We start from the raw sequence: 22,173 nt of genomic DNA, 5'->3' as shown, positions 1-22,173 counted from the left end.
TCGTTCCTTGCAGATTTATTGGTGGTGAGCAGCCAGCAGACCGGCGGCATAGAGCAGTTGCAGGCGTGCCAGTTCATGGTCGTAAATGGCGTTATCGCGGTTGGAATAGGCTTGCAGGCGGCGCGTCTCGGCATCCAGCACATCACTGTTTGGTGCCAGCCCTGAGCGGTAACGTTCACGCGCGAGGCTCAGCACTTCGTCAGCCTGTTCGACCGCAGTGGCCACCAGCCCCAGCCTTTGCCGGGTTTCCTGCTGATTCATCCAGGCCTGTCTGACCTGTAGCTGGATTTTTTCCTGATGGTCCTGCGCCAGTTCAGCCACGGCACGTGACTGCGCAGACAATTGCGAGGATTGCTGGCGTACCTGACCGCCATCGAATAACTCCCACTTCATCACCAGTCCAGCCCACCAGCCCTTGTCCTGTGCCAGATAGCGGTTCTCCAGTTTGTTATAACCCGCACTGACGCCTAACTGCGGCAAGTGACTGGCCTTCACGCTGGCGGCCTGATGTTGTAAAGCCTGCGACTGTTGACGCAGTGCCTGCAATTCAGGACGCTGCTCTTGCGCAGCCAGCAGATAGGCGCTCAAACTCTGATGCAGATCACGCTGCTCATGACCAGGATCAGTGACCAAATCCTGTAATTCGACCTTGTCGTCATAGGCGCGACCCAGCCAGCGGTTGTAGGCGGCACGCGCCAGCGACAAGCCATTCTCTGCCTGTAATTGCCATTGCAAGGCATTAGCCAGCGCGACTTCAGTGGCCAGCACATCATGTCTGGCCACATAACCACGTTCATGCAAAGCCTGCACGTCCGTGCGGTGTTTTTGTACGGCCTGTACATGGCTTTGGCTGACCTGCAGCGCATGCTCAGCGCGTAGCACCTGTACATAGGATTGCGCAATCGCGAGTTTCAGTTCGCTGTAAGTCAGCCGGGTTTGCGCGGCACTGGCCTGCTGTTGTGCCTCCGCAGCTGCCACGCCTTGCGCGATACGGCCACTGGTGAACAAGGGGGCACTGACTGTCACGCCACCGAAATAACTGGCATCCTGCGCAAAGGGCAGCGACGCGCCTTTCAGCATAGGCAGTGCCGGAATACTGATCTTGGCTGCCGGTTCGCTTTCTGTGCGCAAATAACCGGTTTCCAGCGCCAGCTTGGGAAAGTAAGTCGCTTTGGCGGCAGCCAGTTGCGCTTCCGCTGCCTCCTGTCTGGCGGCAGAAGATGCGAGTAAATGGTCGCGCTTTAAGCCCTGTTCCCAGGCTTGTTGCAGGCTTTCAGCTGCGATCGTCAGTGGACTCAGCAACAAGCCATTGATGCAGATCAAACCAGTTACAATTAAGTGAGTAGCACCGCGATGACGCCACATTTCAGCGCAATGACACGGCACAGATCTTTTATGCGGCAGCGCAAAATATTGTCGGATTCTGTCAGCCTGCAGAGTGAAAACGGAATTTTTCATGGGACTATCCAGGAATGTTTTTTACAGTGTATTGCTGCAAATGCACTATCCAATTGATTCGAATCAATCGGGATCACTGCAGGCTTCGCCACAATGAAACCACAGCAAGAAACCGGAGCCACTATGAATCAGTCCACCATAAACCAATCCACTTCAAGCGCGCCACCCACACCAGCTCAGCCTGACAGCATCTGTTATCTGACCCGGGAGGCATCGGTGCATCCGCTAGACCTGGCTTTGCAAAATCAACTTGCACAATGGACTGGTGGCATTTCTCCGGCCAGCGTGATCCTGGCCTGGCTGGACTGGGGCTTACATCTGTCCTTTGCACCTGGCAAGCAAATGGAGTTACAACGCTCGTGGCAGCAGCAGATGGCGGAATGGCCTTTATTCCTGGGTCAGGCGCTACAGAACGGCCTGCCTCAGTCCGAGACAGGCGACGATAAACGCTACACGCATCCGGGCTGGTCGACCTGGCCATATAACGCGTTCGCAAAGAGTTTCTTGCAGACTCAGTCATGGTGGGACAGCGCGACCACCGGTGTACGCGGCGTACAAAGCCATCATGAAAACGTCGTCAGCTTTATGGCGCGCCAGTGGCTGGATATCCTCTCACCGGTGAATTACCCTGCTCTCAATCCTGAAGTGCTGGAAGTGGCACGCAACACCCAGGGCGGCAGTCTGCAGCATGGCATGCAACACTGGATGCATGATGTGACGGAAGCCGTGCAGCAAAAGCTGCACGCAGATGCCAAAGTCAAGGATTTGCCTTACCAGCCAGGGCGGGATGTGGCACTCACGCAAGGTAGTGTGGTCTTCCGCAATCATCTGATAGAACTGATCCATTACCAGCCACTGAGCCCAAATACCTATGCCGAACCGGTGCTGATCGTGCCCTCCTGGATCATGAAGTATTACATTCTTGATCTGTCGCCGCACAACTCCATGGTGCGCTATCTGTTGGAACAGGGGCATCAGGTATTCGTGATTTCCTGGAAAAATCCGGATGCGGCTGACCGTGATCTGGGCATGAATGATTATCTGGAATCTGGCTTGTTTGCAGCCTTACAGCAAGTCAGCGAAATCACCCAGCATGCAGCGATCCATGCCACTGGTTACTGTCTGGGCGGCACCTTGCTCGCCATTGGTGCGGCCGCGCTGGCAAAGCAGCAAACGGACGACAACGCATCTGCCATCCCCAGACTCGCCAGCGTCAGTCTGCTGGCAGCTCAAACTGACTTTAGCGAGCCCGGCGAACTGGGTCTGTTCATCGATGAAAGTCAGCTCGCCATGCTGGATGCGTTAATGTGGAAACAGGGTTATCTGGATGGACAACAGATGGGCGCCTCGTTCCAGCTATTGAATTCACGCGACCTGATCTGGTCACGCATCATGCGTCATTACATGCTGGGCGAAGAAGAATCAGCAAACGATCTGATGTCCTGGAATGCCGATACCACCCGCATGCCCTACCGTATGCACAGCGAGTATCTGCAGCATCTGTTCCTGCACAATGATCTGGCGCAAGGTCGCTATCAATATCAGGGGCAGGCGCTGCATCTGCAGGACATACAAGTGCCACTGTATGTGGTAGGTACGCGCAAAGATCATGTCTCCCCCTGGAAATCTGTGTTTAAAATTCATCAGCTGACCGACACACCAGTAGATTTCATCCTCGCTTCCGGTGGGCATAATGCGGGTATCGTCTCGGAACCCGGACATTCCCATCGCAGCTATCAGCTAGGCACAAGCAGCGTTCCGGGGGAGATAAAACCTGATGCAGAAAGCTGGTTAAACACTGCAGTAACGGTGCAGGGTTCATGGTGGGAGCACTGGCATCTGTGGCTGGCGAAAAATAGCAGCTCAGCAAAGATTGTCGCCCGCCAGCCTGACACGGTCGCCAGCCTGGGTGCCGCGCCTGGCAGCTATGTGATGATGCGTTGACTGCATAATGAGTAAAAAAAGGAGTCACTCAAATGGGGACTCCTTTTTTATTCGAGACACTTGACGAGACGTATAGTCGTCTTCAGGTACGGCTACCACGAATTTTACTCACAACACTGACCCCGGCTAACACTAAGGCACCGGCAATCACACCCAGCACCGTATCAAAACTCATCGGTGTGATCGCCACCAACAGTGGGCCACCAGGCAATCCTTGCGCCAGATGGGTCAGTTCTTCGCTCCAGTGATGCGCAAACGGCAGGCCGTGGGTCAGGATGCCACCGCCGACCATGAACATGGCAACCGTCCCAATCACCGTCAGCGATTTCATTAGCAAAGGAGCGAAGGCCAGCAAGCCGCCACCGATCAGTTTTTGTACACTGCCCAACCCACCGGTAGCAGCATGGCGTTGCAGGTACAAGCCCATGTCGTCGAGCTTCACAATCGCCGCCACCAGTCCATATACACCGACCGTCATCACGACTGCGATCAGCGACAGCACTGTCAGTTGCGACATGAAGGGCGCGGTGGCGACCGTGCCCAGCGTGATGATCATGATCTCCGCACTGAGCACAAAATCGGTACGAATTGCACCTTTAATTTTTTCTTTTTCTAATGCCAGGATATCCAGATCCTCCCTAGCCACAGCCGCCAGCAACTCATCCTGTTCCTGCTGCTCTTCGGCATCGCTATGTAAAAATGAATGTGCAATTTTTTCAAAGCCTTCGTAGCACAGATAAGCGCCGCCTATCATCAGCAAAGGCATCACCGCCCATGGTGCGAGTGCATTGAATAACAAAGCCAGCGGCAACAGGATCAACTTATTCCGTATCGAGCCCACAGCAACGGCCCAGACCACCGGCAATTCACGCGCAGCACGCACTCCAGACACCTGCTCAGCATTCAGCGCCAGGTCATCACCGAGTACACCCGAAGTTTTTTTTGCGGCGATTTTCGTCATGGCAGCGACATCGTCCAGTACGGTCGCAATATCATCAAACAAAGTCAATAAGCTGGCACCAGCCATAAATCACTTTCTGTCATCAATTAAATAATAAATATCAGGCACACTGGAATCACCAGCGATACGCTGATCGCAGCTGGTAGCTATGTGAGGCCTGAAGTCATTGCGGGGACGCGACGGGCAGTATGCGGGTTTCTGTATCAGCCAGCAAATAATTATCCTTCATGTGCGTTTCGAAAACGCGGACTGCGTTACGGCCGCCTGCTTTGGCATGGTACATAGCAATGTCTGCAGCACGCGATAAACTGCGCTCATCTTCGCCATGATAAGGATACAGGGCGACACCAATGCTGGCTGTGATCTCATGCTGTACCCCGGCAAAATCAAACGGAAGGCTAAGGGCATGGCAAATTTTGGTCGCCAGTTGCTCAGCAATGGCAACCGATCCCACATCCATCATCAGGCCGACAAATTCGTCACCGCCTATACGGCCTATCGTGTCGGATTCGCGTAACAACTCAGACATACGACGGGCAGCCTCCTGCAAAATTGCATCACCAACTGCATGGCCGTAATTATCATTGATGGGCTTAAAGCGATCCAGATCGATGAACATCAGTGCCAGCTGACTTTGCTGACGGCGCGCAAGCACCAGACCGTACTGCACACGTTCAAAAAATAACACCCGGTTAGGTAAATTGGTCAGGCTGTCGTGATGCGCCATATGCGCGAGTTTTTCATCAACCCGTTTACGCTCCGTGATATCACGTTTTACCGCGACAAAATGCGTGGTCTCGCCTTGTTGATTACGTACTGGCGCGATCAGTGCTTCTTCCCAATAAATCTGACCTGACTTGCGGCGATTAATTAACTCGCCTGACCATAATTTACCCTGATTCAGATTGGCCCACATAGAAGCATAGGTATGCGGGCTGGTCATGCCAGACTGCAGCAGCTTCGGCGTTTTACCAAAGACCTCATCTGCACTATAGCCGGTCTCCTTGGAAAACTGCGGATTCACATACTCAATACGGGTATCCGGCCCGGTAATCAAGACCGATGCCGGACTGTTTTCAACCGCCATAGAAAGCAGTTTTAAGCGCAGCGACTGATCTTTGAATTCCTGCATACTCTTAGCCAGCCGACGGTTAACGCGGTAGATGTATAGGGCAAGCGTCGCTATCGCAACCGCGATGAGTAAAGTCAGGGATATCCAAACGTATACCAGTTGATTGTTGCGCTCTTGCGGCACCTGGTACAAAAAGCCGTCACTGGTGTAGCCCTCGGGCAGCATGCCTATGCTGGCATAGGTTTCCGCAATATGACGCCAGCGTCCCGGATGCATGTAGCCAATCGCGACTAAGTCTGTCCGCAACAAAGCCTGCATTTGCTGAGCCTCAAACTGGAGTGCAGCCTGTGCCTGAGGGCTAGCAAAACGTTGCGGATAATTACGTAAAATGAGGGCAATGATTTCTGCAGGATGCGCCATCGCGTATTCCCAGCCACGCAGACTGGCTTCCCGAAACGCTTGCACACGCTCAGGATGTTGTTTGATTTCCTGTTCTGTGGTGAACAGATTGTCACCATAAAAATCGATACCCACCGAACGCGGCGTATAGATCTGATAGTCAACATGGGACTGATTCAGATAAAAAGGCTCATTGGTGACATAAGCAGACATCACGTCGACTTTGCCCTCGATAAAATCCTGAGTGGAAAAACTATGCCCGACTGTTTTCATGCTGGCATCGGCCATGCCTATGCTGCGCAGATAGGCAATCAGCTCATCTGACTGTGGCTCCAGCATCAAACGCTTACCACTTAAGTCATGGACGGTTTGTAAATCTGATTTTTTTCTTGCGACCAGGATTTGAGGTGAGTGCTGGAAAATCACCGCCAGCGCTACGACGGGTTTGCCCGCCTTTCTTTCCAATAGCAGGCTGCTGGTACCGACCCCAAACTGGGCACGTCCGCTGACGACTTCGTCAATCACGCTAAAGCCACTAGCCTGCGGATTCACTTCCCGCACGTCGACTTCAAGACCTGCCTGTTGATAATACCCCTGCTGTTGCGCAGCGTAATAGCCTGCAAACTGAAATGCATGCGTCCATTTCAATTGCAAAGCTACTTTTTCCAATGCATGCGCATCTCTGCTTAGCATTGGGGACAGTTGACTGGCTATGCACAAAAAACACAGCAGCACACGAAATTTCAAGCTCATAGCACGTCACCCCAAGCCTGTATAGCTATAGAAAAAAGGTGGAGCAAGTTTCAGAGAGATTAAAAAGGTAATTGAAATTTTATAATGATTATGTCATGCATTGTACAGCAATGTGATCGAAAAAATTCTGAGTTTCATCGTGTTCAGCGATGCAAACGCTTACGTATCCGGCTCAACGCTTCTGGTGTCACTCCCAGATAATGGGCCAGATCACGTAATTGTACGCGTGCAGCAATCTCAGGATAATGTTGCAAAAATGACAGATAGCGTGCATCCGGCGTCATGGTCAGCAATTCGCGCTCGCGTTGTTCTTTTCTGACGATGTGGGACTCCAGCAAACCGCGTATCGCTTTTTGCCATTCAGGATGCATCTCCGCCAGGTTTTTTAGCAGCGCATAATCAACTTGCTCGATCTGACTGTCCTCAATCGCTGTCACGAAAAAATCTGTTTTCAAGCCGCTGATAAGCACATTCGGGCAGGCAAAAAAGCCCGCCTCACCGATAAAGGACTTAATCCACTCCTGCCCGCTTTCAGACAGATAAGTCAGTTTAAAAATGCCTTTTCTGACCACATACACATAGGGCTGCCATTCACCGGCAGCAAATACTTGCTGGCCTTTCTGGATTTTTCTAAGGCTGACCGCCTGTTGCAACTGTGCGCCAGCCGGTAAGGCGCAACCTGCCGCCTGTTCCATCAGCCACAATAGCTGACCTTTCTCCTGCAAGGCTTCAGTCATGCGGTCTCCCTTGCCTGCAGTATCTGCTGCAAAGGCTGCCAGAGCTGATCTGGCAACAGCTTTTGCATGCAATCCTGATGACCGAGCGGACAAACGCGCTGACGGCAAGGTGCGCAATCCAGACGCAGAGAGAAAGAATGCGCCACGCTGGAAAATGGCGGCGCGTGATCGGGATCGGTTGGGCCGTAGATCGCGAGTACCGGCCGGTTAAACGCAGAAGCGATATGCAGCAAGCCGGAATCATTACTCACCACCGCCGTTGCCGCCGCGATCAGCGCGACTGCCTGATACAGGCTGGTTTTACCCGCCAGTTGTGTCACCTGCGGTGCCAGCGCTGCGATGCTATCGCAGACTTCAACATCTTTGCCGGAACCCAGCAATACGACCTGAACCTCCTTGTCGCTTTGCTGTATCTGCTGCGCCAGCGTCGCGAAATGTTGTTCCGGCCAGCGCTTGGCCGGGCCAAATTCGGCACCGGGTGCCATCACGACCAATGGCTTACCGGCGTCCAGCTTAAGCTCAGCCAGTACTGCAGCGATACTCGCGGCATCCAGCGTCAGCTGAGGTTGAGGCGGCTGTGCTGGCAATTCCCGAGAGGGTGAAAAAGCCAGAGCAGCATAAAACGGCACCATGGGACGCGGCGCCGATTTATCGTCATAGTGCATGCGGTTGATCAGGCCATAACGGCTTTCACCACGATAACCGACGCGCAGCGGAATACCCGCCATCCAGGGAATCAGCGCAAATTTAATCGTATTTGGTAAAACATAGGCGGCGCTATAGCTACGCGCGCGCAACTGCTGCGCAAAACGCCAGCGCTCTTTCAGCTGTAGAGCCCCATGCTGGAACGGGGTCTGTATGATCTCATTAATTTCCGCCATGGCGCGCAACACCGGAGCGACCCAGGCTGGTGCCAGCACATCGATGATGGCGTCCGGCTGCTGCTGCCTGAGTAGCTGCAATAAGGGCTGCGCCATCACGGCATCGCCTATCCAGTTCGGTGCGATCACCAGCAGGCGCGGGGCAAGGCTATGTTTCTGTTTCATGCGGCTGCATACCGGATGCGCATCGCCAAAGACTGCATATAGGCGATGGGCATCCTGATCTCCTGTTGAGTAATCTTGTCAGGCTGCAAATTGTAAGCGATGCAGATTCGCATATACAGCTTCTTTTTTCAGTAACTCTGCGTGAGTACCTACTTCAACAATCTGCCCTTCCACCATCACCGCGATGCGGCTTGCACGTTCTATCGTCGACAGACGGTGAGCAATCACTAAGGTAGTACGACCCTGCATCAGCTCATCCAGCGCAGCCTGTACGGCGCGCTCAGATTCGTTGTCCAACGCAGACGTGGCTTCATCCAAAATCAGGATAGGCGCGTCTTTGTAAATCGCGCGCGCGATCGCCAGACGCTGACGCTGCCCACCGGACAAGCGCATGCCGTTATCGCCGATGCGGGTCTGCAAACCTTCAGGCAATTCCGCCACCACTTCAGTCAAATGCGCAGCCCTGACAGCATTGTCGATTCTGGCCTGATCCGGTGCTGTATCGCCGTACGCAATATTGGCAGCGATGCTGTCATCAAACAGCACCACATTCTGACTGACCATGGCAATCTGGCTACGCAGACTATCGAGCGCGATATCCGATAAGGCGACGCCATCGAGCAGTATGCGGCCCTGGGTCGGCGCATAAAACCGCGGCACCAGATTGACCAGCGAGGTTTTACCACCGCCTGACATGCCGACCAGGGCAATGGTTTCGCCCGCCTGCACCTCCAGATCAATATGCTTTAAGGCTTCCTGCTCTTGCCCTGCATAGCTGAAACCAACTTGCTCGAAACGCAGCGCGCCCTGCGCACGCTGTGGTAAGCGCTGTCCTGCCAAGTCTTCACCCGCAGTATCGACCATGCCAAATACCGATTCCGCAGCCGCCATGCCACGCTGCATAGGACCATTCAAATCAGCCAGCTTCTTTAAAGGCGTCAACAACATCAGCATCGCGGTAATGAATTCCACAAAATCACCCACCGTCGTCACATCTGCCCGACTTTGTATCAGGGCCAGTACGATCACGATAGAAATCGCGACCGATGCCAGCAACTGCGTCAGTGGTGTAGTAAATGCGACCGCCACCGTAGTTTTCAGCGCATAGTTACCGAGCTTGTTGTTTTTCTCTTCAAAGCGCTGCTGTTCATAGGCTTGTCCGCCGAAGATGCGTATCACCTGATGGGCGCGGGTACTTTCTTCTATCACCTGCGTCAGTTCGCCATTCAGATCCAGCTGCTGCTGGTTCAGACGGCGTAAGCGTTTACTGACTGAACGCACCAGCACAGAAATACCGGGTATCAGGATCAGCGTGACCAGGGTCAGCTTCCAGTTCAGCCAAATCAGATAAGACATCAGCGCCAGCACCGTGAGCGAGTCACGGAACAGCGTAGTGATCGAGACCTTGATCATCTCCACGATTTGCTGCGCTTCGAACATGATGGTATTGATGATGCGGCCGCTGGATTCTTTGTGATAAAACCCGACCGGCACCAGCATCAGCTTACGAAATACCTGAGCGCGCAAATCATTGAGCAGATTGATCGCAATGCGACTCATCAGATAACTGGTGATAAAAGTACAGATACCACGAAACAAAAAAATCCCGATTAAACCGACCGGCACATACCAGATCTGGAATTCCTTTGCCGGTACGTCTGCACGCGTATGAAAGCCATTATCCAGCAAATAACCTAACCCGCGTGGCAGCGCAACCTCAGTCAGTGCCGTGCCTATCATCGTCAGCACGGTCAGGAACAAATAGGCCTTGTACTGCCACAGCGCTTGCCACAGGCGGTTGGTGATCGATTGATTGAGTGTTGCCATAATGTGTAAATCCTGAGAAGGCTGTTATCCAGCACGATCCGGACGGCAAGAGAAGCACAAACATCTGCTTCACCCATACGTCACAGGATAGCGTGCACCGCAGCCCTCCTGAAAAAATAAAAGACGGGGCGCTGCCCCGTCACCTGAATCCCGTTTTAAACTACGCTGCGCTCTGACCGCCTGAGTTGATACTGGCGCTCAGCCTCAAACCCTGCGCCTGGCACCGGCCAACAACACTGCCAGCAAGATCAGGAAAGCCATCGCAAACACACCATCGCGCAGGATCGCATTAAACGCTGCACCACAAACCATACTTAAGCTCAGCATCGCCAGTGGCATCGCAAGCCTACGCTGATCCTCAGCGGAACTGCGGCTGAACTGCCAAGCTAAGCGCGCTTGCTGCGCATAAATCAGCAACAAGGCCAACAGGCCCAGCACGCCGGTTTCTGTCAGATACAATAAATAGTCGCTATGCGGCGTCGTCATCGTCGCGCTGGACAAGCCCTGCGCACGTTCACGATACAAGGGCATCCAACTGCCGATGCCGTGGCCGCTCCACGGTGCTTCCGCAATCAAACCTGAGGTCACCCGATACAGCTCAGTACGCATCCCGTCGTCGTCACCAGTACGTCTGCCTTCCGAAAAATCCCTTACCTGCTGCAAAGTACAGACGCCACGCAAACGCACTTTTTCCCAAGGAGCAGCCTGCACCGCATTCACGACACAGCTGGGTGGACGTGGCTGGCTGAGCGCATATTGCCACAGACCAATAGCCGCCAGCAATGGTAAAGCCGCGATCGCCAAGCTACGCCAATTCCAGCGCAGCCTGCTCAGCATCATCAATAACAGCATCATCACCCAGATCACCAGCGCGGTGCGGGTTTTGGACAGCAAGAGCATCACTGCCGTGATAAACAAAAACTGCAGCCACTGTGCTGCGCTATTTTTTTCTCTGGCCACCAGTCCACATAACAGCCAGCCACTGGCAACCGCCAGCAACATGCCAAGCAGGATAGATTTATTGCCGAGGTAGACGACATAGCTGCGGAACAGCGTTACATCCGGCAGCAGATGCAGACTGGAGAGTACAAACAAAAAAGCCGCCAGCGTGGCGCCACCAAAAAACACGCTCAATGCCCTGTTCTGCCAGGCACCGGCTTGCAAAGTCAGGAAGGGCAACAGAAACAGGTAGGTCTGGTAATGGCCAAATGCAGGCCAGAATTCCTGTTGGGCCCCGTCTGGTTTCCCATGCAGCGCAGCCACCAAGGCCGTCACCACCGACAGGCCCAGGATAGGGATCAGCATGGGATGTTGGCGCAGCCGCTGCCATTTCTGTTGCCAATTTCCCGCTATCAGCAGGCTGACATAAAACAACACCACACCAGTGTACATCCAGGCCACAGGGAAAAACAGCGTCAGCGGTAACCATACCGCAACTTGCTCAGGCCAATCGCTGCGCGCTGTCATTGGCGTAGTGGTACTGGCAGCGCTATGGATAGTGTCATGCATAATCAATATTCACGTTTTTCGCCGACAGCCACTCTGCCAGATTCGCGCGCAGCGTGTCATCCGGATTCACGCGCCACTGGTCAGACAGATACAACTCTGCGCTGGCTTGCGCATTTTGGTAATTCACCACGACAGGACAACCATCGGGATTCAGATGCGGCTTAAGCAGTTCCTGTAATTTTTTAGTATCCGTGCTGGCATCCAGATTCAAGCGTAAGCCTTGCGAGAACTGCACACGTGCACGGCCTATGTCCATCAGCTTTTCTGCCGAGATACGCATACCACCAGAAAAACGGTCTTCCGATACCTTGCCCAATACCGCTAAAAACTCATCTTCTTTCAGCAGCGACTTAAATTCTTCCATCAGTTCGCTGTAAACCGTGACTTCCACCACCGCGGTGCTGTCATCCAGCGTCACCACCATCAGCTTGCCGCGCTGGGTCATCTGGGTACGTACGCCGGTGATGATGCCGCAGATCATACGCAAATCGCGCGAAGGTTCAACTTTGGCGAGTGTGGTCTTGATGAACTGACGCACTTCCGGCGCATAGGAATCAAACAAATGCCCCGACAAATAAAAGCCCAGCGCCAGCTTCTCTTCAGTCAGCCGTTTTTTATCGGTCCAATGTGGCACACTGATGTATTCCGGTGGCGGGATCAGATCATCGTCATCACCAAACAGACTGACCTGATTGGCGGCTGCATCGGCCTGCTCTGCCGCCTCTATCGCTAGGGACACCGTAGCCAGCAACACCGCGCGGTCTTTGCCCAGACTATCCATCGCACCCGCACGTATCAGCGACTCTATGGTACGGCGGTTGACCTGGCGCTTATCGACGCGTTTGCAGAAATCGAATAAATCCTTGAATGGTCCGTCGGCCTCACGTGCAGCAACGATGTTTTCAATTGCGTTTTGGCCAGACCCCTTGACTGCGCCCAGACCATAGCGGATCTGAGTCGCTTTTTTGCCTGGCTCGCCAACCGGCATAAAGCGGTAGTCAGACTGATTGATATCCGGCGGCAGCATCTTGAGCTTGCAGATATCCATCGCGTCTTCAACCAGGATTTTGACCTTATCGGTATCATCCATCGCGAGCGACATATTGGCTGCCATGAACGCGGCCGGGTGATGAGCTTTCAGATAAGCGGTGTGGTAAGACAGCAGCGCGTAAGCTGCCGCATGGGATTTGTTGAAGCCGTAACCCGCGAATTTTTCCATCAAATCGAAAATCTCGTCGGCTTTTTGCTCAGACAAACCGCCCTTGGCCGCACCTTCACGGAAAATCTTACGGTGCTCCGCCATTTCCTCGGCTTTTTTCTTACCCATAGCACGACGCAGTAAGTCAGCGCCACCCAGCGAGTAGCCACCAACCACCTGCGCCATCTGCATGACCTGCTCCTGATACACCATGATGCCGTAGGTTTCAGACAAAATGCCCTCAGTACGCGGATCAGGATAATCGAATTTTTCACCGTGCTTACGTTTGCAGAAGTCAGGAATCAGATCCATAGGACCCGGACGATACAAAGCCACCAGCGCGATAATGTCTTCAAAGCGATCTGGGCGCGCATCTTTCAGCATGCCCTGCATGCCGCGGCTTTCCAGCTGGAATACAGCTACAGTTTTGGCCTTGGTCAGTAAGTCATAGGATGCGCGGTCATCCAGCGGCAGCTTAGCCAGATCAAAGTCTTGCAGCGCCGGGTCCAGCATTTTGATGTAACGCACCGCGCGATCCAGTATCGTCAGTGTAGTCAGACCCAAAAAGTCGAACTTGACCAGACCGACCGCTTCCACGTCGTCTTTATCATATTGCGAGACCACACCGGAATCGCCACCCTGGGTATATAGCGGGCAAAAATCCGTCAGCTTACCGGGCGCAATCAACACACCACCCGCATGCATACCGATGTTACGGGTGATGCCTTCTACCTGCTGCGCCAGATCGAGCAAGGTTTTCACCTCTTCCTCGTTTTCCTGACGCTCAGCCAGCAAAGGCTCTTCGACGATCGCCTCAGCAATCGTGACCTGTTTGCCCGGTTTAAACGGAATCAGCTTAGACACGCCATCGCAGAACATGTAGCCAAAATCCAGCACCCGCCCCACGTCACGGATTGCGCCTTTGGCCGCCATGGTACCGAAGGTCGCAATCTGCGACACGGCGTCCTTGCCGTAGCGGTCTTTCACATACTGAATCACGCGGTCTCGGCCTTCTTGACAAAAATCGATATCGAAGTCGGGCATGGAAACGCGTTCAGGATTCAGGAAACGTTCGAACAGCAAATTGTATTGCAGCGGATCGAGGTCGGTAATCAACAGCGAATACGCGACCAGCGAGCCCGCACCGGAACCACGGCCTGGCCCCACCGGTACGCCATTATTTTTGGCCCATTGAATAAAGTCCGCCACGATCAGGAAGTAACCGGGGAAGCCCATCTTGATGATGGTATCGGTTTCAAACTTGAGACGCGCTTCATAGCGTGGCCGCTCTTTTTCGCGTTTTTCTTCATTCGGGAACAAATGCTGCAGACGGAATTCCAGCCCGCGCTGCGCTTCAAACATCAGAAAATCATTCAGGCTCATTCCGTCCGGCGTTGGGAAATCCGGCAGCTTAGGCTTACCCAGTTCCAGCGTCAGATTACAGCGCTTGGCGATCTCTACCGAATTTTTCAATGCTACCGGCAAATCCGCAAACAAGGTCTGCATCTCTTGCTGGGTTTTAAAACATTGCTGTTCATTGAAGCGGCGCACCCGGCGGCCATTGGCGAGCATATCGCCTTCCGCGATACAGACCCGCGCCTCATGCGCAGTGAAATCGTCTTTACTCAGGAATTGCACCGGATGGGTGGCCACCACCGGCAGGCGCAAACGGCCCGCCAGTGCCACCGCAGCACGCACATGGTTGTCCATATTCGGCTGACCAGCCCGTTGTATCTCGATATAAAAGTGGCGCGGGAAGATGCTTTCCCATTGAAGCGCTAATTGCTCGGCCAGCGCGATATTGCCATTATCAATCGCGGTACCGACATCACCAAAATGCGCGCCGGATAAAGCGATCAGATTGCCGCCGGCACCGCTGTCCTGTAATTGCTTCAGCCATTCAATACGCAGCTCAGCGCGGCCACGATGCTGATTGGTCAGCCAGGCCATCGCCAGCAATTCACACAACTGCAAATAGCCCTGGCGGTTTTTCACCAACAGCAGCATGCGGGTAGGCTTATCGCGGTCATTGTCATTGCTGATCCAGACATCGCAGCCGGCGATAGGCTTCATGCCCTTGCCACGCGCGGCTTTATAAAACTTCACCATCCCAAACAAATTGGCCAGATCGGTCACCGCCAGCGCAGGCTGCTTGTCCTTGACTGCGGCCTTGATCACATCGTCGATGCGCACCAAACCATCCACGATAGAATATTCTGAGTGGACACGTAAGTGCACAAATTGGGGATCGCGCGGGCCGCTGGCCTCAGGCGTCACGGTCTGGTCGGGAGAAATTATCAATTCTGTAGTCATCCCGCTATTCTACCGCGCCAAGCCGCAGTTACAGTAGTCCGGCGCAGATTTCGGCCAGCTTTCCTGAACATCGCCCGGCAATCGCAGTCGCAATCTGAGGAAGGCTGATTTTGCACCTGTCTTGTGCGGCGGCCCTGATGAGCAAAAACTTGGCTTTTCAATAAAATGATGAGCGCTCCGTGCTGTGACTAGCCTGCCAGACGCGGCTTTACTGCGCATTTCCCCGCCAGAAGCGCAAACAAACGCGCTTTCTGTGCTGCGCTACGGTAAAATACTTGACATCCCACTATGGATGCTTACGCCTCGCAGCGCTGGTCAGATGAGCAAAGCGCGGTCTGGGTGTGCCTCCATGTACATACGGGCGCGGCAAAACAGCTTGCTGTCACCCCCTTAAAAAAACACCGTATTAAATTTTTTTAATATTTAATACATAAATAATCACGTATCGTCCTGAATGGCCAGACTATGAGCAACGACAACAAAAATAAAACAGCGGCAGCCGAAGCCGCACCGGTATCTAACTTTTTACGCGCCATCATCGATAACGACCAGGCCGCAGGTACTTACCAACGCGATGGCATGCCTAGCGTGATCACCCGCTTCCCGCCTGAACCTAACGGCTACCTGCATATCGGCCACGCTAAATCGATCTGCCTGAACTTTGGTCTGGCACGCGACTATGATGGCCGCTGCCATCTGCGTTTTGATGACACCAATCCAGAAAAAGAAGATCAGGAATACGTCGATTCCATCATGGACAGCGTGAAATGGCTGGGCTTCGACTGGCAACAGCCTGCAGAAAACGGCGGCGGCAATCACCTGTATTTCGCGAGCGATTATTTCGACAAATTCTATGCCATCGCTGAACACCTGATTACATCCGGTCACGCCTATGTAGACAGCCAGTCGGCAGAAGACATGGCAGCCAATCGCGGTGACTTTTCCAAGCCAGGTGTGAACTCGCCTTTCCGTGAGCGCAGCGCCGCTGAATCGCTGGATCTGTTCCGTCGTATGAAAGCCGGTGAATTCAAAGACGGCGAGCACATCCTGCGTGCCAAAATCGACATGGCTTCGCCGAACATGAATATGCGCGATCCGGCCATCTACCGTATCCGCCATGCGCATCACCACCGCACCGGTGACGCCTGGTGCATCTACCCGATGTACGATTACGCACATCCGCTGGAAGACGCGATAGAAAATATCTCGCACTCTATCTGCACCCTGGAATTCCAGGATCACCGTCCTTTCTACGACTGGATTATCGAACGCGCCGCAGAAGGCGGTTTTGTACAACGTCCGGTACCGCGCCAGTATGAATTCGCGCGTCTGAACCTAACCTATGTCGTGACCAGTAAGCGTAAATTGCGCAAGCTGGTTGAAGACGGCATCGTCAGTGGCTGGGATGATCCGCGCATGCCGACTGTAGTCGGTATCCGTCGCCGTGGTTATACGCCAGAATCGATCCAGGCCTTCTGCGAACGCATAGGCGTGACCCGCTCCGACGGCTGGATCGATTACAGCACGCTGGAAGGCTGCCTGCGCGAAGATCTCGACCCGAAAGCGGCACGCGCCACCGCCGTACTGCGCCCGCTGAAACTGATCATCGATAACTTCCCTGAAGCAGAAAACATCGCCTGCAGCGCGCCTGTGCATCCGCATCATCCTGAACGCGGCAACCGCGAATTCACCATTGGTAAAGAACTGTGGATAGAACAGGAAGACTTCATGGAAGAGCCAGTCAAAGGCTATTTCCGTCTGTTCCCTGGCAATAAAGTCCGTTTGCGTTATGGCTATGTGGTCGAATGCACAGGCTGCGATAAAGATGAAAACGGCAAGGTGATCGCGGTACATTGTAACTACTTCGCTGACAGTAAATCCGGCACCGAAGGCAGCGCCAATTACAAAGTCAAAGGTAACATCCACTGGGTCAATGCCGCCGACGCAATGGAAGTGGAAGTACGCCTCTACGACCGCCTGTTCACCGATGCCAACCCGGACGCTGGTGGCAAAGACTTCATGACCCTGCTCAACCCGGCATCCTTAGAAACCCTGCGCGCCTACGTCGAACCCGGCTTACACAACATCGCCCCCGACACCCGCCTGCAATTCGAACGCCACGGCTATTTCGTGACCGACCGCGTTGACAGTACAGTCGGCAAACCGGTGTTTAACCGGATTACCACTTTGAAGGATTCGTTTGGGAAGTAATCAAGCTATTTATAAAAACGCATAAATTAACGAGTAATCTTTTTAAAGATTACTCGGATGTCGTTTTTTTATACCATTTAGATAAGTTCTAGCATCAGTGCATTGAGCGGGATACTCTCGTCCACGAGCCGCACCACATCGACCTGCAATTGCTCCGAGATTAGTTTTTTACTCAACAGGAAATCTTGGGGGCGGTTCACGCAATCGGCCGCGATCAAACGGCCACTCCGTAAATAGAAACAAGTGAAACTACGTCCTATGCGGTGATCGCCACGAATGACTACGGTGTCATGACCAACATTCAGGCCGGCAATCTGCAATTTGACATTAAACTGATTCGACCAGAACCATGGCAACGCGTCGATGTTATCGAACTTGCCGCAGAGGGCGGCTGCACACACTTTGGCTAGCTCTCCTGCGTTGGGTACAGACTCGAGGCGAAGCCGACACCCGTATCGTGTACTGAAGTAGTTAGCGCAGTCACCTGCGGCGACAATGTTTGGATCGTTGGTAAAGCCGTGTCCGTCGATTAGTATCCCGTTGCCTACAGACAGTCCGGCAGCCTCTGCCAATTCTGTGTTGGGAAGTACACCGATACCAACGATGATCAGATCCGCGGCGATTAGCTCCCCATCGGCGCAGCGTACTCCTTGCGCGCGCCCGTCCCCCTCAATTGCGGAAAGCACACAGCCAGTGCGTAACTGCACGCCGTTTTCGATGTGCAAGCGAGCGTAAAATTCGGAAACCTGTGGCGCAGTGACTCGTTGTAGAACGCGTGTTGCAGTTTCCAGTACAGTGACGGCAAGTCCTAAATTCGTTAGCGAGGCCGCCGTTTCAAGACCAGTATAACCACCGCCAATGACGACGACTTTGCGTTTGCCGTCCAGCTCCGCTCTTATTGCCTCAATATCGCTGAGTGTACGCAAGTAGTGTACTCCAGCAAGCCCAGCGCCGGGTATGGAGAGCTTCCTGGCGCGTGCGCCAAGACACAGAGCCAACTTGTCATAGCTGACTTTGCTGCCATCGCACAAGGTAAGCTGGTGAGCTTGTCGGTCAATAGAGCTAACTTGACCGAAACGGCGAGTAATGCACTGTTTCTCGTAAAAGCTCGGCGAACGAATCAGCAGATCGGTCATTTTAGCTTGGCCAGAAAGGTAGTCCTTTGACAATAGTGGACGATGATATGGTAGCGCGGGTTCGTCACTGATCATCAAGATTTCGCCAATCCAACCACTCTGACGCAAGCTTGCGCACAACTGAGCACCAGCATGACCACCACCAACGATAACAGCCTGTAGATTTTGCATAGTGTTCCTATCCTTCGGCGCTCAGGCCTTCCTGGCAATCTGTACCATCAACTTTGAGTAGCCTTTAACAAAATTAGACTGTACGATTTCCGGCTCGCCAAGTACTGATATTGCTTCAAAACGCTCGATCAACTCCTCCCAGAGTATGCGCAGTTGCAGCTCTGCCAACCGGTTTCCCATACAGCGGTGAACACCAAAACCGAAAGACAGGTGACTGCGGGCGTTTGAACGGTCGATGATCAGATCGTCAGGGCGTTCAAACACATTCTCATCACGGTTGCCAGAGGCATACCACATGATTACCTTGTCCCCCTTGCGTATGAGCTGGCCGTTCAGCACCGTGTCCCTCGTAGCGATACGCCGCATATATGCGAGAGGAGTCTGCCAACGAATGATCTCGGACACCATATTTGGAATCAGCGAGGTATTTGCTTTGAGTTTTGCGAACTCGCCAGGAAATTGGCTCAGCGCGACCACACCACCAGTCATGGAATTACGAGTAGTGTCATTACCACCCACGATCAGCAAGGTAAGGTTGCCGAGGAATTCCATAGGGCGTTTTATCAAATCTCTGGTTGCCTCATGCGATTGCAACAAGCTAATCAGATCGTAGCCAGGCGCCTCTCCACCAGCGATCCGTGCCGCCTTGTCATACCAGAGCGCAGAGAAATGACGAGCCATATCGGCAACTCCCAGAAAAGTATCGTTCAGAGTGCCCACGCCCCCTGTGGTTTCCGGGCTGGCAGCCGCCAGATCCGACCAGTAAACCAGCTTGTGCCGCTGCTCATAGGGAAAGTCGAGCAGGGTAGCAAGCATGCGGGAAGTCAACTCGATAGAAACCTGGCTTACCCAATCAAAGGGTTGATCAACAGGTAAGTTGTCAAGTACATCTCTCACACGCAAGCGAATCAGCGCCTCCATTTCCTTCAAGTTTTTAGGTGCAACAACGCCCTGGACAGCCTGGCGCTGGATATCGTGCTTAGGTGGATCCATAGCAATAAACATTTCAATGCTTAATCCTGCAGGTGGATCGCCCATGACAATGAAGGGTTCTGCAGAGAACAGCTCATGGTTCTTATCAACCGTAAGTATGTCCTCGTAGCGGGTTACTGACCAGAATGGGCCGAAGGGACTATTTGCCTGGTAGTGTACGGGAGCCTCCTCACGCAGTCTTTTGAAGTAAGACTTCCAGCGGTTCTGACGGAACAAAAACGGGGAACTAAAGTCGATTTTTTCCAAAGACACTTCATCCACATCAGGCAACCTCAACTCTTGAAAGACTGGTGAGGTGGCACCTTTGAACAGCCACAACCTTACCTTATGATAACAATGTGCTCCCTGTATCTGTAGATCGATAGGAATTGTCGCTCGCACCTTGCTGATGAATTGATCGAGTATTTTCATGGATAATCCTATCGTGTGCTGAATGTGTGAACGATCGTGGTCACATCTGGAATTCAGGTAACTGTACGATCATACCTCCCATCTCGGCCGACACTTTAATCTGGCAAGCCAGACGGGAGCTCGTTTGCCTCTCGGGGAACATGCTCAGCATCTGGTCCTCCTCCGCATTATGTGAACCTAGTTTAGTCAGCCAACGGCTATCGAGAATGACATGACAAGTCCCGCAAGCGCAAACACCCCCGCAGTCACCATCAATACCTGGCACACCATTATCGATAGCGAGCTGCATAAGTGACTTACCTTCAACAAGGTCCGTTTCATGCAGCTTACCGTCATGCATTGCAAAAATGATCTTGCTCATACTTGTTTCCTGTCAAAAGAGGTCTTGAACCATGTAGAACATTGCTGGTTTCACACGTTTTGGCCAAATCCAAGCCCTTGTCGGATAGATTCGTCCAAAAACTGTGAAGGGATTGTTGCGCAGACACGCGATTAAAACTTGTCATTTATTGACATTCAATTGTCATTTACAGACAATTTAAATATGCGCTGAAGGGGTTGAAATGAGGGCAATGACAGAACAGGTGGCAGATATTCCAGCACGCTACTACGCACGCATGGGAGAAGTACTACTTAGAGCTGGCGTCGATCTTTTCAGCGTGCTGGAGAAGGTTGGCATCGATCCCCAGTTACTCGCACAGCCCGATGCCATGCTGCGTATCGATCAGATAGAAGCTTTTGTTATGGCTGCTCTACAAGTATCCGGTCGCCAGGATCTTGCGCTCGATACCGGTTACGCGCTGCACATCACTTCTCATAGTAGTGTTGGCTACGCAATGCTAAGCAGCCCCACTGCAGGGCAAGGCATGCGCCTGCTCGCCCGTTATTTCCGCCTCGTCATGCCTGCGTTCAGCATTCGTTACCGGCATGACGCAGAGCACATTGAGTTGGTGTTCGAGCCGGCCAGATTAATGTCAAAGGCATGTCTCATGTTTCACCTTGAGGCCATAGTAGCGGCAACTTATATTGCATTAGGGGATCTGCTGGGCGAACATCTGCAAGCCTACGACGTTTTTCTGTCTATGCCTAAGCCCGCACACATCGCACGTTATGCAGAAATGCGTCACGTTCGCCTCCATTTTATGGAGTGGTGGACAGCACCAGGCATACGTATGCGCTTTGCGCCCGAGATCATGGACCGCCGCCCTGTCCTGGCAGACCCCGACGCTTTTCGCAGGGCGGAAGAACGCTGCCGCATGCTTGCCGTGAACGTTTTAGCCAGTGGTAAGGTAGCTGGCTGGGTAGCGATGATGCTGCGAGAATCCACTGATGGCATTCCCACACTGACCGAACTGGCGCAGACCTTAAATCTCTCGACCCGCACCCTAGATAGATATCTCACAATGGAGCAAACCAGCTTTCGCAAGCTTTACCACCAAGTGCGTCACGTGCGAGCCAAAGAATTGCTGGCGAACAGCCACCTAACCGTTACGCAGGTAGCTTATGAGCTCGGTTACACAGATCTTGCTAACTTTACGAGAGCATTTCGTAAACAGGAGGGAAAAAGTCCTGCAGAATACAAACATGTAGCGAGAAAAAATGATCGGCTCACCCGACTTGAGAGCATGGTCACCACCTAAAAATGCTTTTGCCCACTGTAAGGTAAATAAAGTTAAAAGCCCTGGATGTATGTACATCCACGTAAAAACCGACACAACACCAAGCGCACCAAGATACTTTGGCTTTTTCAAATAGAGACGTTCCACATTGACTTGGCGAGTAATTTGATGCTGACACAACATATCAAATCACTACGACCTTTGGTTGCTATGAATGCGTTTACGGAAAGGTCATTCGAGCAGAATTTTTACATAAAGTCAATCGATATCACAGTAACAACACGGTATATAAAAAGTAGGTTGAATAATAAAATTTACATTTTTGACATGTCATCGCTCAAAATAACACGTAGATATCATGTAAAAAATCATCTGCAAGACAACTTTGGTTTTGACATGCGCATCTCCACCACCA

The 22,173-nt window shown here is 52.8% G+C and carries 14 protein-coding genes; 3 read left to right on the top strand and 11 right to left on the bottom strand.

The genetic code is table 11. The features are described 5' to 3' along the window. Positions 1–15: 15 nt before the first annotated feature. Positions 16–1,365 (bottom strand): TolC family protein, encoded by a 1,350-nt coding sequence (locus H8K47_RS14830; protein ID WP_186882183.1) that lies wholly within the window; start codon positions 1,363–1,365, stop codon positions 16–18. 216 nt (positions 1,366–1,581) lie between these two features. Here H8K47_RS14830 and H8K47_RS14825 point away from each other — a divergent pair, with 216 nt between their 5' ends. After that, positions 1,582–3,402, top strand: a complete 1,821-nt coding sequence (locus tag H8K47_RS14825; protein WP_186882182.1) for a PHA/PHB synthase family protein — start codon at positions 1,582–1,584, stop codon at positions 3,400–3,402. Between the two features lie 82 nt (positions 3,403–3,484). On the opposite strand, the gene H8K47_RS14820 is transcribed toward H8K47_RS14825, so the two are convergent. The 7 genes from H8K47_RS14820 to dnaE form a co-directional block, all read right to left on the bottom strand. After that, positions 3,485–4,429, bottom strand: coding sequence for a DUF808 domain-containing protein (locus H8K47_RS14820; protein ID WP_186882181.1), 945 nt, complete (start codon positions 4,427–4,429; stop codon positions 3,485–3,487). 97 nt (positions 4,430–4,526) lie between these two features. Further along, entirely contained in the window at positions 4,527–6,587 is a 2,061-nt protein-coding gene (locus tag H8K47_RS14815) for an ABC transporter substrate-binding protein (RefSeq protein WP_186882180.1), read from the bottom strand. A 143-nt stretch (positions 6,588–6,730) separates the two neighbouring features. Beyond that, positions 6,731–7,324 carry a Crp/Fnr family transcriptional regulator gene (locus H8K47_RS14810; protein ID WP_186882179.1) on the bottom strand — a complete coding sequence of 198 codons (594 nt, stop codon included), beginning with the start codon at positions 7,322–7,324 and terminating at the stop codon, positions 6,731–6,733. Continuing rightward, the gene (gene waaF, locus H8K47_RS14805; protein ID WP_186882178.1) at positions 7,321–8,370 is read right to left on the bottom strand and encodes a lipopolysaccharide heptosyltransferase II; all 1,050 of its coding nucleotides are present in this window, start codon (positions 8,368–8,370) and stop codon (positions 7,321–7,323) included. The genes H8K47_RS14810 and waaF overlap by 4 nt, the downstream gene beginning before the upstream one ends. A 78-nt stretch (positions 8,371–8,448) precedes the next feature. Continuing rightward, complete coding sequence (gene msbA / locus H8K47_RS14800; RefSeq protein ID WP_186882177.1) at positions 8,449–10,197, bottom strand: lipid A export permease/ATP-binding protein MsbA; 1,749 nt, start codon at positions 10,195–10,197, stop codon at positions 8,449–8,451. A gap of 204 nt (positions 10,198–10,401) precedes the next feature. After that, entirely contained in the window at positions 10,402–11,706 is a 1,305-nt protein-coding gene (locus H8K47_RS14795) for an O-antigen ligase family protein (RefSeq protein WP_186882176.1), read from the bottom strand. Continuing rightward, a complete protein-coding gene (gene dnaE, locus H8K47_RS14790) occupies positions 11,699–15,217 on the bottom strand; it encodes a DNA polymerase III subunit alpha (RefSeq protein WP_186882175.1) in 3,519 nt (1,172 codons plus the stop codon). Before dnaE ends, H8K47_RS14795 begins: the two co-directional genes overlap by 8 nt. Positions 15,218–15,682: 465 nt before the next feature. On the opposite strand from dnaE, the gene H8K47_RS14785 reads away from it, so the two are divergent. Further along, positions 15,683–17,428: a glutamine--tRNA ligase/YqeY domain fusion protein gene (locus H8K47_RS14785; protein ID WP_186882174.1), complete on the top strand. Its 1,746-nt coding sequence runs from the start codon at positions 15,683–15,685 to the stop codon at positions 17,426–17,428. A gap of 77 nt (positions 17,429–17,505) precedes the next feature. Here H8K47_RS14785 and H8K47_RS14780 read toward each other — a convergent pair whose 3' ends face one another. The 3 genes from H8K47_RS14780 to H8K47_RS14770 are packed head-to-tail and all read right to left on the bottom strand — an operon-like array spanning position 17,506 to position 20,500. After that, on the bottom strand, positions 17,506–18,735 hold the full coding sequence (locus H8K47_RS14780; protein WP_186882173.1) for an NAD(P)/FAD-dependent oxidoreductase: 1,230 nt from the start codon (positions 18,733–18,735) through the stop codon (positions 17,506–17,508). Positions 18,736–18,756: 21 nt separating this feature from the next. Next, the gene (locus H8K47_RS14775) at positions 18,757–20,139 is read right to left on the bottom strand and encodes a cytochrome P450 (RefSeq protein ID WP_186882172.1); all 1,383 of its coding nucleotides are present in this window, start codon (positions 20,137–20,139) and stop codon (positions 18,757–18,759) included. Positions 20,140–20,179: 40 nt separating this feature from the next. Further along, positions 20,180–20,500: a 2Fe-2S iron-sulfur cluster-binding protein gene (locus H8K47_RS14770; protein ID WP_186882171.1), complete on the bottom strand. Its 321-nt coding sequence runs from the start codon at positions 20,498–20,500 to the stop codon at positions 20,180–20,182. A 211-nt stretch (positions 20,501–20,711) separates the two neighbouring features. Between H8K47_RS14770 and H8K47_RS14765 the strand changes: the two genes are divergently transcribed. Then, positions 20,712–21,779, top strand: coding sequence for an AraC family transcriptional regulator (locus tag H8K47_RS14765; protein WP_186882170.1), 1,068 nt, complete (start codon positions 20,712–20,714; stop codon positions 21,777–21,779). Positions 21,780–22,173: the final 394 nt, after the last annotated feature.

It is taken from the genome of Cognatundibacterium rugosum (assembly GCF_014284365.1).
Classification (GTDB): Bacteria; Pseudomonadota; Gammaproteobacteria; order Burkholderiales; family Burkholderiaceae_D; genus Undibacterium; species Undibacterium rugosum.
This window is presented reverse-complemented; position numbering and strand designations above follow the sequence as displayed.